The organism is Lacihabitans sp. LS3-19 (genome assembly GCF_024343575.1).
GTDB lineage: Bacteria > Bacteroidota > Bacteroidia > Cytophagales > Spirosomataceae > Leadbetterella.
Window position 1 is genome coordinate 96,079 of record NZ_RJUA01000007.1, and the last position, 13,728, is coordinate 109,806.

The following is a 13,728-nucleotide window of genomic DNA, read 5'->3' on the forward strand; positions in this document are numbered from 1 at the left end:
GAATCAATCCTTCAAATTGCTATGGTTTTTACTGTATGTGAAATAAATTATCATACCTAAAACCATCCATACAATCAGTCTCAACCAGTTTGTCCATCCCAAACCATATATCATTGACAAACAAACCAATACGCCCAAAACAGGAACAAAAGGCACCCAAGGCGTTTTAAATTCTCTCTTCATATCGGGCTCTGTTTTTCTTAAAACTATAACAGAAATACAAACTAATATGAAGGCGAACAAAGTACCGATACTTGTCATATCACCCACAATGTCGCCCGGTACAAACGCCGCAAACAAACCAACAATTATAAAAATTACAATGTTTGCTTTAAAAGGAGTTTTATACTTTGGGTGCAAATCACTTAATGCTTTTGGTAATAATCCATCTTTCCCCATAGCATAAAATACTCTCGACTGGCCCAATAGCATCACCAAAATAACGGATGAAAAACCCGCCAAAATTGCAACAGTAACAAACTGACCTAACCAAGCATAGCCTATCATATATTTGTTAATAGCAAAAGCTACTGAGGCTTCTTTTCCGCCCGTTCTGAAATCCTCTACAGTAGCTACACCCGTAAGCACATGGGCAAAAAGTATATATAAAATAGTACAAACAACTAACGATCCTAATATCCCAATGGGCATATTACGTTTTGGATTTATGGTTTCTTGGGCTGCAGTACTTACTGCATCAAAACCAATAAAGGCAAAAAACACAGTGCCCGCAGCACCTAAAATCCCCATAATGCCTCCGAAATTATGACTGATGCCTTGATCGTCAATATATTTTGTGGCTTCTGGAATATAAGTGGCGTGGTTGGCAGGATTGATAAAACCCCAACCAATGATAATAATTAAAATTACGATGGTTACTTTCAATATTACAATTATGCCATTCACAAAAGCCGATTCTTGAATACCTCTTATAAGTAACAAACTGATAACGCCTACAATAAACAAGGCAGGAATATTCATAATTCCCGAAACCCCATCTGCTGAGGTCTGAAATGGAGAATGGCACCACTCATATGGAATTGGGCTGGTATGTAAGACTTCAACCAGCAAATTATTTAGATATTCGCTCCAAGCTATACCCACTGTGGCGGCTCCAACTGCATATTCCAAAATCAAATCCCAGCCTATTATCCAAGCTAAAAATTCACCCATGGTAGCATAAGTATATGTATAAGCACTACCCGCTATAGGAATAGAAGATGATAACTCCGCATAGGCTAAACCTGCCAAAGCACAGCCAACCGCTGCCAAAATAAATCCATAAGTGACAGACGGACCAGCATTGTTTGCCGCCGCCGCAGCTGTTCTTACAAACAAACCTGCCCCAATTATGGCACCAACACCCAAAGCCACCAGCGACCATGCTGTTAGCGTTCGTTTTAAGCTTTTCTCATTATCAGCAGCTTCTTCTATTAGCAGACTGATTGGTTTTTTCTTCCAAAGTGACATACTTTTTTTAGGTTATTGGTTTCAATTAAAATCAAAAATAATACTTAAAGCTTAATATGAACTTAAACTTATAGAAAAGTATGTTCTGACTTTTAAAAATTAGTAATTTAAATATGAATACGGTATAAATTTTGTATTGCTTATACTAAACCAAATCGAAAAATTTTGGTCAAACTTACTCATATTTAAAAAATAACAATGCCATTTAAATTAATCGTAATAATCCTGTTATTGGCCTCATTTTCAAATTCTTGCCAAAGAAGAAAAGATATTGAACCTGATAATATTTTTAGATTTGAGCCGACCATTAAAGTCGGAAATCTAAACCGAACTTATACGGTTGTTTTGCCAAGTAATTATTACTCCGAAAAAACGGATCTTCCACTTGTGATTGCCATGCATGGTGGTGGAGGTAGTGCCAAACAAATGGAAGAAAGCTACGAACTACCCGAAAAAGCTGAAGCTGAAAAGTACATAATTGTGTATCCTGACGGTATTCAAAGCGATGGATTGCTAAAAGCAAGAACATGGAACGCGGGACTTTGTTGCGAATACGCCGTAGAAAACGACATAGACGATGTGGGTTTTTTGAGTAAAATGATTGATAAATTAATAGCTGATTTTAATATCAATCCCAAGCAAGTATTTTTAACCGGTATGTCAAATGGAGGAATGATGGCCTATCGATTGGCTTGCGAAATCCCTCAAAAAATTACTGCTATAGCTCCAGTGGCCTGTACTATGGTAACTACAAAACCTTGCACTTCTCAGAATACTATTCCTGTCCTACATTTTCATTCCGAACTTGACGAACATGTGCCTTATGAAGGCGGAATTGGAATAAGAGGTATAAATTACCCAGCTGTAGAAAAAGGTTTAAAGTTCTGGGCAGAAAACAATACTTGTAGCAATACTTCAAAAATCACAAAGCAGGAAACAAACTATAAACTAACGCAATGGATTGATTGTAAAAACAATGCGACGGTTTCTGTTTACCTTACAAAAGACGGTGGACACTCTTGGCCAGGTATTACCAAAGTTAGAATTGGAGGTGACGATCCATCAACTGCACTAAATGCCAACGAATTGATTTTCGATTTTTTTAATAAATACAGGTAATATTTATCTTTCAAGTTTTCTGCTAAAACAAAGAAGAAAATTATGAAAATAATTGCCTGATATATAGACAGGAAGAATCTCTAATTTAGTTTTTCAACTAAATTTTCCAATAATAAATATTCGAAAAAAACCAACCTTGGTACCTTTAGGTATAGTTTTTGAATATACATTTATTACCAAAAAATCGAAAATCGTATATTGTTTTTTTTCGTTTTTTCGTTTATTGGGAATTTATATCTATTCACTAAAAAACAACCCAATCTATGTTCAAATTCGTAGCTTTTCTTTTAGTTTTTGGCGTTTATCAATGCGAAAAAACCGACATAAAATCAGACGAAATATTAAAAGGAGATTGGACTTATGTTGGTACTTTTAGCGAAACTCAAAATTACAGTTGTTATGTTTGTTCAGACTTTGACATAAATAAAAGTTTGTATAAAATATCATTTCTAGACGGTACATCTTATTCTGCTAAAATCAATTTACTGCTAGCCAAAGGCGACTATTCCACTTCTTTTGATAAAAATTCAACTAGTAAATCTACAGGCACTTTTGAAAATTTGAACTTAGAAATTCTTAATAAACCTTATGAAACTGCCGAAGACAGCAAATTTAAAACGCTATTTTCTGAAGCTACAAATTTTAGTGTTGTCTTAAAAACCAATGATAATGCCTACGATCAACTCACTTTAAGTTCTAACAATAACGAATTTTTGCTATTTGTCAGAAAATAAGCTTTTTATTGAGCCCAGATACCTATTTTTTTGTTTTTTGCCTCTATTTCAAGCTTGGCATAAGTATAAGATTTAGAATATTTTTTGTAATGAATAGCCAATCCAGCCTTCACCAATTCTTGGTTGAGATTTGTGCCATCTTCAAGTATGACTTCTCCGATTAACCTTCCGTATCTGTCAAATTCGTTGCTGTGAATTATTTTTACGGTCTTTCTGTAACATCTATCAGATACAAATTTCTTTGCAACCTGAAAATATGGCTTTCCTCTTTCGGGGCAGTCAATATGAGCAAACCTAACCCTGATATTTTTCCCAATCCTTTCTTTGGCTTTTGGGCTATTTGAAACTTCCCTCAGCTCTATTGTGTCGCCATCCATAACTCCAACCACCTGCGAACTTAGCGTTTGAGATAAGATAAAAAATCTAAAAATTAACAAAAAACTTAAATACATCTTTTAAATATTATTGAATTGCAAATTAGAAATTAAACCCCACAAGACCTTTTAAAACCACCTTTTGATAAATTTTTTAGATTTTTTTAGGGAAAATGAACACTGTTCATTTTATTTGTGTTGTAAACAAAAAAACTACCGTTTAATAACAATGGGTGTAGCAGACAGAAAAGAACGCGAAAAAGAAGAAATGAAAAAGAGGATTTTGGAAGCAGCCAAAAAGCTCTTTTTAGAGCAAGGCTTCGAAAAAACTTCGATAAGAAACATAGCGGAAGAAATAGAATATAGCCCAAGTACCATTTATCTATATTTTAAAGATAAAAACGATCTGCTTTTTGGATTGCATCAAGAGGCTTTCATTGGATTAATAACCGCTCTACAAAACACCGCAAAGTTCGAAAATGCAATAGATCAGTTAGAAGATATGGGCAAGCACTACATGAAGTTTGCTTTCGAGAATCCCGAACTATATGACCTAATGTTTATCATGAACGCCCCAATAGATTCGCTCGAATGCAAAGACGAAGTGTGGGACGATGGTCAAAAAGCTTTCGATTTGCTACGTTTTTTAGTTGCACAATGCCAAACAGAGGGCTATTTAACAGAATACGAAGTTGATGATGCCTCTCTTATGATATGGAGTTTTATTCATGGAATAGTTACGCTACATGCACGCAAGCGACTATCGATGTTTTGTGAGCCCGAATTGGAACTTGAAACCAGAATGAACAAGGCTTTTTTGAGTTTTTTGAGTACCATAAAATGCAGCAAAAAATGAGAGCTTTACAATTCCCACATTTTTTCGGATCTACAGCTGCTTTTTTAATTTTTGGCATTTCCATTATTCATTTTTATTGGCTTTTGGGAGGAAACTGGGGACTTTCCGTTGCTCTACCAGAAACTTCCACGAAAACCAAACCCTTAAAACCAGGTGTTTTCATGACTTTAATCGTCGCTTTGGCATTTCTTTTAATGGCAATTATAGTGCTTGATATTGATTTTTGGACTGTTTCCAAAACTTCGAATTATTACCTCAGTTTAACAATTGCTGTTGTTTTCTTGCTCAGAGCCATTGGTGACTTTAAATATTTTGGTTTTTTTAAGAAAATAAAAGGCACAGATTTCTCCAAATATGACACTAAAATATTCACGCCTTTTTCCCTTTTTATTGGAATTTTGATAATGATAAAGCTATTTATTCTATGAAAAAAATTCTCATTATTCAGGGAAATCCTGATCAAGAAAGTTATTGCAGAGCACTTGCAAATGCATATAAGGTAGGTGCACTTTCTGCCGGAGCAGAAGTGAAAGAGATTATCGTTAGCGACTTAGAGTTTAATCCCAATCTTGCTTTGGGCTACAGAAAAAGGACGGAATTGGAGCCTGATTTATTAAATGCTCAAGAAAAAATAACTTGGGCCGATCATATTGTAATAGTGTATCCACTTTGGTGGGGAGGCATGCCAGCACTATTAAAAGGTTTCTTCGATAGAACATTCCTTCCAGGATTTGCTTTTCAAAAGAAAGAAAACTCAGTTTGGTGGGATAAATATCTAAAGGGAAAATCAGCCAGAATAATAACAACAATGGACCAACCACCGTGGTATTATTGGCTAATCTATGGAGCCCCTGGTCATAAAGCTTTGAAAAAAATGATTTTAGAATTTTGCGGAATTACACCCGTAAAAATTACTTCAATTGGCCCAATTCGCTTTTCAAAGGATTCATTTCGTGAGAAACATTTAAATAAAATAAAAAACTTAGGTTCAAAACAAATCTAAAATGAAGACCCTCTTAAAAATAGAAGAAATTGCTGAATTTTTCTTTGGTATGTTTTTGTTTGCGTTGCTATCCTACCCTTGGTGGTGGTTTTTAGCATTGCTTTTTGTGCCAGATGTTTCGATGGTAGGATATTTAATTAATACCAAAATAGGTGCTTGGCTATACAATATAGTTCATCACAAAGCACTAGCTATTCTTTTAATAATTGCAGGATATGTTTTAGCAATAAATGAAGCAAGTCTGGCTGGAGCTATTCTGTTATCACATTCTGCAATGGATAGAGTTTTGGGTTTTGGATTAAAATATGAAGATAGTTTTAAAAACACGCATTTAGGAATACTAAAATAAATTGAGAAATGTTTAAAGAATTGATTGGAAAACAAGCTAAAGACTCAAGCCCATCGCCATTTGGAAGATGGCTTAATGGAACACTTCTAGAAGCCAAAGTCGGGAGTATAACAGTGGAGTTTGAAATAAGAGAAGAACTAACCAACCCCGGAGGCATTATGCACGGTGGTGCAATAGCTGCCATAATAGACGAAGTAATAGGAATGACCACTTTTTCGTTGGGCAAACCTGGCTTTTACGTTGCCATAAACCTTAACATAGATTTTTTAAGACCTGGCTTAAAAGGCGAAAAAATAAAAGCCGTTTCTGAAGTCATAAGAGATGGCAAAACAATGGCCCATGCCGAATGTAAAATCTTTAATCAAGAAGGCAAATTAATAGCAAAAGCTGCCTCTAATTTGGTAATGACTAATATCCCAAAAGCATGAAAAAGTTACTAATCCTTATTTTTTGCTTGGTTTTTTTGCAAAAATCCTTTTCTCAATCTCTAATATTACACAACTATATTGAGCAAGGATTGGAGAGTAATTTGTCCTTAAAACAAGAATCTTTGGAGCTGGAAAAAGCACTAAAGGGAATCGATATAGCCAAGGCCAATTTGTTCCCTAAAATTTCGTTTTCGCCTACTTATTCATTGGCTGCCGGTGGTAGAAGGTTGGAGTTTCCGATTGGTGATTTATTGAACCCTGTATATTCTACACTCAATCAACTCACCAAAACCAACAATTTTCCACAAGTCGAAAATGTGAATCAGTTATTGGCTCCCAATAATTTTCACGACACCAAGTTTGCTATTCAATATCCTATTTTTAATCCTGACATAAAAAACAACATTGCACTTCAGAAAGAACTTTTAACATCTGAATATTCAAAGAAAAGATTTTTGGAATTCGAGCTAAAACACAATATTGAAATTGCTTATTTTCAATATCTTACTTCCCTAGAAGCGGTTAAAATATATGAAAATTCAAAATCAGTTTTGCAAGATTTAAATTCTTTGAATCAAAAACTATTATCCAATCATGTCATACTGAAAGATGTTTTGCTCACTTCAGAATATGAACTTGACAAACTTGAGCAGCAAATAACGGAATCCAACAAAAACAGTGCATTGGCTAAAGCTTATTTCAATTTTCTTATAAACCGAAATCTGGAAGAGGATGTGTTAGCTGATACCAACTTAATAAATAGCTTGCCTATTCTAAATTTTCAGGAAGAATATACAAAAACTGCTTTAGAAAACAGACCGGAATTCGATCAAATAAATAGTGGAAAAAGAATTAATCAATCTTTGCTAAACCTTCAACAAAAAAACGCAAAACTGCCTTCTCTTTTTATTGGAGCTAATACCGGTTTTCAAGGGTTTGGCTATAGTTTTTCTAACCAAGCCTATTTAGTTGCTCAGTTGGGTTTGAATTGGGACCTTTTTCATGGCTATGAGAAAAAACACAAGATAGAACAAACCAAAATCTCAAACGAAATACTCAACGTGAAATTTGAGGAAGCCAAAAATCAAATTCAATTGCAAGTTTTACAAAAATATAAAGAGCTAAAATCTAGCATGGCGAATTTGAATACTGCGAAAGGTGGAATAGAAAAAACCCAAAAGATTTTTGATTTGGTAAATAGTCGATATAAAAACGGAAATGCGATTTTTATGGAAGTATCCAAAGCTCAAAATGACCTTATGATAGCACAACTGAGTGAGTCACTGATCAAATATGACATTTGGGTAAAATATGCAGATCTTAAAAAAGCCAGTGGTTTATAAAAAATTAACAATCTGATTTGAAAAAATCAACAGCAATGATATTATGAAAAAATTATTTTTTATTCCTTTAGTCCTCGGAAGCTTGGCGTTTTCTTGCAAAACCAAAGAAAAAAAAGAAAGCAAAGCAATAATCCAGACCCAATCCATAGAAGTAGCCTCAGTTGAGAGACAAAATTTTGTGAATCAAATCTCCGCTTCTGGCGTATTAGCCTCTAAGTCTGAAATCAAACTGGCATTTAAAACCGGTGGAATGATAAAAAAAGTCTATGTTTCAGAAGGACAATTTGTGAAAGCTGGGCAATTATTGGCCGAACTAGATATGTCTGAAATAGACGCTCAGGTAAACCAAGCCAATATTGGCCTTCAAAAAGCCAAAAGAGACTTTGAAAGAGTTAAAAAACTATACGATGACGAAGCTGCCACACAAACCAATCTCCAAGATGCTACAAGTGGAATGGAAATGGCAACCCAAACCGTAAAAGCGGCCCAATTCAACCAAAAGTTATCTAGAATATATGCTCCAGTTTCAGGTAAAATATTGAGAAAAATAGCAGAACAAGGAGAATTAATCGTACCGTTTTCCCCAGCATTTATACTAGGAACTGGAACAGATGCATTTATAGTAAATGTAGGTTTAGCTGACAAAGACATTGTAAAACTTAAAATTGGAGACAACGCTAAAATATCTTTGGATGCTTATCCTAATGAAAGCTTTACAGGCAAAATAAGCCAAATAGCACAAACAATAAATCCTGCTTCTGGTACTTATGAAGTTGAGCTAGAAATGGTTTCAAACGGCAAAAAACTTATATCTGGCTTTGTGGCAAAGGCGGTTATTCATCCTTCTACGAGCAATTCTAGCTTAGTTATTCCCATTTCGGCCTTAATTGAAGCCAATGGCGATCAAGCATTTGTTTTTTTATACAAAAATGAAAATAGCTCTGTAATGAGAAGACCAATTAAAATTGGAAAAATTATTGATTCTAAGGTGCAAATTATCAATGGTTTAGTTGAGGAAGATCAAGTAGTTACTCTTGGGAGTGGATTTGTTTCAGATGGCGAAAAAGTTACTCTATCCCACAAATAAAATCTTTATAAAATGAAAATAACCGAATTTTCAGTTAAAAATCATCAGTTTACAATTATCATTTTTGTAATGATAATGGCCTTAGGATTAAGCTCCTTGCTTAATATGCCGAAAGCCGAGGATCCTGTTCTTAAGGCTACCTATAATTCCATCGTAGTGGTATATCCAGGCACAAGCCCCGAGGACATGGAAAAACTTGTGCTAGAACCAATAGAAGACAAGCTAAACACTATTTCTGAAGTTAAAAAAATGGTGTCTTATGCCAATGACGGCGTGGCAAGCGTAATACTGGAGTTTAATCATGATGCCAAAGAAGACGAAAAAAACAATGAAGTTATAAGAGAATTAAATAGCCTTAGAAACAAACTTCCACAGGACATTTATTCAATTGATGTTTTTAAATATACCCCAGAAACTGTTAATATTATGCAAGCTGCGTTTCTTTCAGAAAGTGCAACTTATGGAGAATTGACGGACTATGCAAAAGACCTTAAAGACGAAATTAAAAAACTCAAAGATGTACACGAAGTAATGATTCATGCGGCACCTGAGCGTATAGTCAGGGTAGCCGTAAACACCGATAGATTGGCTCAATTTAAAATTCCGCTAACAAGGTTAATGTCGATCATCCAATCAGAAAACATAAATATCCCAGCTGGAGCAATAGAAATTGGTGACAGAAAGATAAATGTTAAAACTTCAGGGTCTTATGAAAACCTTGAAGAGATAAAAAATACTGTTATAGGTACATCTGGTACACAAGTCACTTATCTCAAAGACGTTGCAGAAATAGAATTTGGTTATGAAGAAGAAACTTATCTGGCTCGACTCAATGGCAAGAGAGGTATTTTTATCACGGCTTCTCAGAAAAAAAACACTAACATTTTCGAGCTAAACAATAAACTAAGTCCTATACTTGAAAATTTTGCAAAAACACTACCTAAACATATAAAATTTGAGAAAAGCTTTGACCAGGCGACGAGTGTATCAAAAAGACTAATGGGCTTAGGTCGAGATTTCGGTATTGCTATTATACTTGTTTTAATCACCCTTATTCCATTGGGCATAAGAGCAGCTGTAATTGTAATGATTTCCATACCACTTTCTTTGGCGATTGGCTTAGCTGGATTGGACATTTTGGGTTTTGGTATTAACCAATTAAGTGTAGTGGGTTTGGTTATTTCATTAGGCCTTTTAGTCGATGATTCGATTGTGGTAGTTGAAAACATAGCCAGATATCTGAGACTAGGCTATTCTCGAAAAGATGCAGCCGTAGAGGCCACAAAACAAATTAGTCTTGCGGTTTTAGGTTGCACGGCTACATTAATTTTTGCCTTTTTACCCTTACTTTTTTTGCCAGAATCTGCAGGTGACTTTATCAGAAGTTTGCCAATGGCAGTTATTACTACTGTCATAGCTTCGCTTTTTGTTTCTTTGACTATTGTACCTTTCTTGGCAAGTCTTATTATGCCCAAAGAAGAGCATGAAAGCGGCAATGTTTTCTTACAGTTTCTAAACAAAGCCATTGACGGTTCTTACCAAAAAATATTGACTTGGTCTTTAAATAATCCCTTTAAAACCTTAATAATAGCACTTTTGGCTTTTGGAGGGAGTTTGGCATTAATTCCTGTGATTGGCATTAGTGTTTTTCCAAAGTCCGAAAAACCTCAGTTTTTAATTAATATTGAAACACCTCTTGGTACATCTTTGGGAGTTACTGACAATGCCGTAAGATACGTTGAAGGTATTTTGGCACAGAATAAAATAGTAAAAAATTATGCTTCAAATGTAGGCAAAGACAATCCACGTATATACTATAATATTTTACCAAAAGGAGGCACAAGTAGCAATACAGGGCAAATTTTTGTTCAATTGCAAGATGATGTAGAAGTACCTGAAAGGACAGTCTATATAAATGAACTTAGAGTGAAATTTCAAAAATATCCTGGAGCGAAAATCAAAGCGATAGAGTTTGAACAAGGAGCACCCGTAGAAGCACCACTTGCAGTCAGGATATTTGGAGACAACTTAGATTCCTTGAGAAATATAGCCTTAAAAGTCGAAAAAATCTATAAAAGCACCGAAGGTACGATTTATGTAAACAACCCAATAGGAGCTATTAATACTGACCTTAAGGTAGAAATAAACAAAGATAAAGCCGGAATGATGGGCATAGCAACTGCCGAAATAGATAGAAATGTTAGAATGGCCATTTCAGGGCTATCATTGGGTACATTTCAAGACAAAACAGGGGAAGATTATGATATTAACATTTCTTTGCCAAGAGGTAAAACTGTCTCCACCGACGTTTTTGATAGAGTATATATAGCATCGCCAATGGGTGCTCAGATACCGCTGTCGCAATTAGCCTCTTTGAAATTCGAAACCTCTCAAAATAGAATTCAACATTATGATACAGAACGCTATACAAGTGTTTCGGCATTTATAGCAGATGGATATTTAACACCTGAAGTCCAAGCGGTTTTTAAAGAAAAACTGAAAACCTTAGCTCTTCCTAAAGGCTATAGTATTGCAATGGCCGGTGAAGAAGAACAAAGAGCTCAAACTTTCGGCGGCTTGGGTACTATTATTATAATTACAATTTTTGGAATTTTAGCAATTCTTATTTTGGAGTTTAAAACTTTCAAAAGTTCATTTATAGTTTTATCTGTAATTCCACTCGGGGTAATTGGTGCAGTTGGCATATTATATCTAACAGGCAATACGCTCTCATTTACTGCTATTGTCGGTATTATAGCCCTGGCAGGCATCGAAGTAAAAAACTCCATTCTGCTTGTTGATTATACCAATTACCTTAGAAAGGAAGAAGGATTGAGTATAAACGATGCAATAGAAAAAGCCGGAAAAACGAGGTTTATTCCAATAGTTTTAACTACAATGACTGCCATTGGAGGCCTTATACCTCTAGTTTTGGAACATTCCCCACTGTACTCACCATTGGCTTTGGTTATTATCGGCGGCCTTATTTCGTCTTTGATATTGACTAGAATTGTGACACCGGTAATGTACAAATTATTGCCTCCTTCGATTTAAAATTTGATTTAGGAAACTCCTAAATTAGGCTTTAACCTAGAAGATTATTTTTTTAGCAATTTCTGAAAAAAAGAATTTGTTGTAAGAATTATTTTATTTTTGAAAAAAACTTAATGAAAATGAAACTATTAGGCCTTAGAACAAGCATTTACAGAGTATCTGATATTGAAAAAGCCAAAAAGTGGTATTCTGAATTCTTAGGTTTCGAGCCCTATTTTGATGAACCATTTTATGTTGGATATAATGTAGCTGGTTATGAATTAGGTTTACAACCGGAAGAAAATGAAACTGCCGAAAAGGGTGATTCGGTAATTACATATTGGGGCATTGAGAATGTAGAAGAAGCCTATCAAAAACTTTTAGAATTAGGTGCTACAAGCCACGAAACTCCACAAGAAGTAGGAGGAGGCATAATAGTAGCGACAGTAAAAGACCCTTGGGACAATATTTTCGGAGTTATTTATAATCCGCATTTTTAAAACAAAAAAAGAACAAGGCTTTTAAATAATTCAAAGCCTCGCTCTTTGAAAAAACAAATAATTATCAAAATCTATATTGTACTCTACAAGTAAATAAATTGTCTTTCAAATCCGACGTGTATTCCTTCTTTTGGGTAGTTTCATTTTTAGGCATTTCGTAATAAAACACGAATTTTAGATTTTCATTTGCATATCTAATATAACCTAAACCTAGCGTATTGAATTTTATTTCCGCTAATGAAACTTTGTCAGTTATTTCATCTCCAGATAGCATTTTGTTGGGGTCATACCAATCATATTTAGCTACAAACTGGTTTTTAGGGTTTATAAAATTTTGTAAAAAATAAAAGTAAGCACCGTCAAATTTTCGAATATAAAAAGGAGTTGGTATACCGTTCAAGTTTGGTAAAGTGGCAGGCGTTTCTGTGGTATTTTCCGATGAAGATTGTCTTCCAACGATATACTCAGCCCTTATCTCGGTGAACATTTTGTTTCTATTTGGAATCTTGAGCTGAAAGTCTGCTCCACGATATTGTCTTGGAGCAACTTTGATAGCTGAACCTAATTCAAATTCTTTATTGGAGCTAACCTGATATGCTTGTTGACTCCTATTAGAAAACCCACCAAAAAGTCCAGAAATACTACCCGAAAGAATTAAATTATTGCCAATTTTCGTGCTTTTTAAAGAAAGCCTAGAAATCAAATCTTTGTGACTATCGATATCAGTCGTTGCAGTAAGCCCAGTTCCATTAAAAACCCCAAAATCAAATTTTACATGATTTCTCCAATCGGTAGTTCCCTTTGGCTCAAAACTAACCATTGCTCCCAAATCTCGTTCTGTTTTCATTAGAATTTGTGACATTCTACCCCTTTCTAGAGATTCTCTATCTGATGAACCAAGGTTGATTTCATAGCCCATAGGTCTTGCAAACATACCAGTAGTTAGGGAAAAATAATTCAACTTGTTTTCATATACCCTACCCCAAAAGTCTCTAATAAAAAAACCACGTTCTGTCCCGTCAAATTGAAAAACTAAATTAACTTTGGGCATGTTGTCTTTTGTATATCTGGCGAAATCTATTCTCAATCGTCCTCTTCTCAACATGAAACGATTATTGATATTTGTTGGAAAATTGCCTCCGTTGAAACTTTTAATCCCAGGCGTTTGAGCTATTTGAAACTGAGGCTGCATATAACCCGAAAAACCAACATATTCTATTTTTTTAAGTTTAGAAAATAGCATTTTCATGTTAGTTGTGTCAGCAGTCATAAGGGCTCCTTTTTCCTGTGAAAATACCTCAAAAGAACAGCATGCGATTAAAAGCATCCCTAGTAGATTTTTTTTCATTTAATTTCATATTGGTAAAATACAATACAAAATTATGCAATTAGATTTTGAAATAAATGTGAATTATTCCAAAAACTGAAATTA

Annotated in this window: 14 protein-coding genes; 11 read left to right on the forward strand and 3 right to left on the reverse strand. The window is 34.7% G+C overall.

Features of this window, described 5'->3' with window-relative positions; genetic code table 11:
• Positions 1-3 precede the first annotated feature (3 nt).
• Complete coding sequence (locus EGI22_RS08445) at positions 4-1,470, reverse strand: amino acid permease (protein ID WP_255067736.1); 1,467 nt, start codon at positions 1,468-1,470, stop codon at positions 4-6.
• A gap of 198 nt (positions 1,471-1,668) precedes the next feature.
• On the opposite strand from EGI22_RS08445, the gene EGI22_RS08450 reads away from it, so the two are divergent.
• Entirely contained in the window at positions 1,669-2,589 is a 921-nt protein-coding gene (locus tag EGI22_RS08450; RefSeq protein WP_255067738.1) for a PHB depolymerase family esterase, read from the forward strand.
• 263 nt (positions 2,590-2,852) lie between these two features.
• Positions 2,853-3,323 carry a hypothetical protein gene (locus tag EGI22_RS08455; protein WP_255067739.1) on the forward strand — a complete coding sequence of 157 codons (471 nt, stop codon included), beginning with the start codon at positions 2,853-2,855 and terminating at the stop codon, positions 3,321-3,323.
• Between the two features lie 5 nt (positions 3,324-3,328).
• Here EGI22_RS08455 and EGI22_RS08460 read toward each other — a convergent pair whose 3' ends face one another.
• A complete protein-coding gene (locus tag EGI22_RS08460; RefSeq protein ID WP_255067740.1) occupies positions 3,329-3,775 on the reverse strand; it encodes a thermonuclease family protein in 447 nt (148 codons plus the stop codon).
• Positions 3,776-3,926: 151 nt separating this feature from the next.
• On the opposite strand from EGI22_RS08460, the gene EGI22_RS08465 reads away from it, so the two are divergent.
• The 9 genes from EGI22_RS08465 to EGI22_RS08505 all read left to right on the forward strand — a co-directional run bounded on the left by EGI22_RS08465 (position 3,927) and on the right by EGI22_RS08505 (position 12,296).
• The gene (locus EGI22_RS08465) at positions 3,927-4,553 is read left to right on the forward strand and encodes a TetR/AcrR family transcriptional regulator (RefSeq protein ID WP_255067741.1); all 627 of its coding nucleotides are present in this window, start codon (positions 3,927-3,929) and stop codon (positions 4,551-4,553) included.
• Positions 4,550-4,981: a DUF3995 domain-containing protein gene (locus EGI22_RS08470; RefSeq protein WP_255067742.1), complete on the forward strand. Its 432-nt coding sequence runs from the start codon at positions 4,550-4,552 to the stop codon at positions 4,979-4,981. Before EGI22_RS08465 ends, EGI22_RS08470 begins: the two co-directional genes overlap by 4 nt.
• Complete coding sequence (locus EGI22_RS08475) at positions 4,978-5,556, forward strand: NAD(P)H-dependent oxidoreductase (RefSeq protein ID WP_255067743.1); 579 nt, start codon at positions 4,978-4,980, stop codon at positions 5,554-5,556. Before EGI22_RS08470 ends, EGI22_RS08475 begins: the two co-directional genes overlap by 4 nt.
• A 1-nt stretch (position 5,557) precedes the next feature.
• On the forward strand, positions 5,558-5,905 hold the full coding sequence (locus EGI22_RS08480) for a DUF4260 domain-containing protein (protein ID WP_255067745.1): 348 nt from the start codon (positions 5,558-5,560) through the stop codon (positions 5,903-5,905).
• An 8-nt stretch (positions 5,906-5,913) separates the two neighbouring features.
• Positions 5,914-6,333, forward strand: coding sequence for a PaaI family thioesterase (locus tag EGI22_RS08485; RefSeq protein WP_255067746.1), 420 nt, complete (start codon positions 5,914-5,916; stop codon positions 6,331-6,333).
• Positions 6,330-7,676, forward strand: coding sequence for a TolC family protein (locus EGI22_RS08490; protein ID WP_255067748.1), 1,347 nt, complete (start codon positions 6,330-6,332; stop codon positions 7,674-7,676). Before EGI22_RS08485 ends, EGI22_RS08490 begins: the two co-directional genes overlap by 4 nt.
• Before the next feature lie 43 nt (positions 7,677-7,719).
• Positions 7,720-8,763 carry an efflux RND transporter periplasmic adaptor subunit gene (locus EGI22_RS08495; RefSeq protein WP_255067750.1) on the forward strand — a complete coding sequence of 348 codons (1,044 nt, stop codon included), beginning with the start codon at positions 7,720-7,722 and terminating at the stop codon, positions 8,761-8,763.
• A gap of 12 nt (positions 8,764-8,775) precedes the next feature.
• Positions 8,776-11,817, forward strand: coding sequence for an efflux RND transporter permease subunit (locus EGI22_RS08500; RefSeq protein WP_255067751.1), 3,042 nt, complete (start codon positions 8,776-8,778; stop codon positions 11,815-11,817).
• 119 nt (positions 11,818-11,936) lie between these two features.
• Complete coding sequence (locus EGI22_RS08505; RefSeq protein WP_255067753.1) at positions 11,937-12,296, forward strand: VOC family protein; 360 nt, start codon at positions 11,937-11,939, stop codon at positions 12,294-12,296.
• Positions 12,297-12,360: 64 nt separating this feature from the next.
• On the opposite strand, the gene EGI22_RS08510 is transcribed toward EGI22_RS08505, so the two are convergent.
• Positions 12,361-13,644 carry a porin gene (locus tag EGI22_RS08510; protein ID WP_255067754.1) on the reverse strand — a complete coding sequence of 428 codons (1,284 nt, stop codon included), beginning with the start codon at positions 13,642-13,644 and terminating at the stop codon, positions 12,361-12,363.
• Between the last annotated feature and the right edge of the window lie 84 nt (positions 13,645-13,728).

What these genes read in the sequence shown, in the direction of transcription:
- EGI22_RS08470 (WP_255067742.1), top strand. Translation starts at nt 4,550, where the DNA reads ATGAGAGCTTTACAATTCCCACATTTTTTCGGATCTACAGCTGCTTTT.
- EGI22_RS08490 (WP_255067748.1), top strand. Translation starts at nt 6,330, where the DNA reads ATGAAAAAGTTACTAATCCTTATTTTTTGCTTGGTTTTTTTGCAAAAA.
- EGI22_RS08485 (WP_255067746.1), top strand. Translation starts at nt 5,914, where the DNA reads ATGTTTAAAGAATTGATTGGAAAACAAGCTAAAGACTCAAGCCCATCG.
- EGI22_RS08475 (WP_255067743.1), top strand. Translation starts at nt 4,978, where the DNA reads ATGAAAAAAATTCTCATTATTCAGGGAAATCCTGATCAAGAAAGTTAT.
- EGI22_RS08495 (WP_255067750.1), top strand. Translation starts at nt 7,720, where the DNA reads ATGAAAAAATTATTTTTTATTCCTTTAGTCCTCGGAAGCTTGGCGTTT.
- EGI22_RS08505 (WP_255067753.1), top strand. Translation starts at nt 11,937, where the DNA reads ATGAAACTATTAGGCCTTAGAACAAGCATTTACAGAGTATCTGATATT.
- EGI22_RS08465 (WP_255067741.1), top strand. Translation starts at nt 3,927, where the DNA reads ATGGGTGTAGCAGACAGAAAAGAACGCGAAAAAGAAGAAATGAAAAAG.
- EGI22_RS08455 (WP_255067739.1), top strand. Translation starts at nt 2,853, where the DNA reads ATGTTCAAATTCGTAGCTTTTCTTTTAGTTTTTGGCGTTTATCAATGC.
- EGI22_RS08450 (WP_255067738.1), top strand. Translation starts at nt 1,669, where the DNA reads ATGCCATTTAAATTAATCGTAATAATCCTGTTATTGGCCTCATTTTCA.
- EGI22_RS08500 (WP_255067751.1), top strand. Translation starts at nt 8,776, where the DNA reads ATGAAAATAACCGAATTTTCAGTTAAAAATCATCAGTTTACAATTATC.
- EGI22_RS08460 (WP_255067740.1), bottom strand. Translation starts at nt 3,775, where the DNA reads ATGTATTTAAGTTTTTTGTTAATTTTTAGATTTTTTATCTTATCTCAA.
- EGI22_RS08445 (WP_255067736.1), bottom strand. Translation starts at nt 1,470, where the DNA reads ATGTCACTTTGGAAGAAAAAACCAATCAGTCTGCTAATAGAAGAAGCT.
- EGI22_RS08510 (WP_255067754.1), bottom strand. Translation starts at nt 13,644, where the DNA reads ATGAAAAAAAATCTACTAGGGATGCTTTTAATCGCATGCTGTTCTTTT.
- EGI22_RS08480 (WP_255067745.1), top strand. Translation starts at nt 5,558, where the DNA reads ATGAAGACCCTCTTAAAAATAGAAGAAATTGCTGAATTTTTCTTTGGT.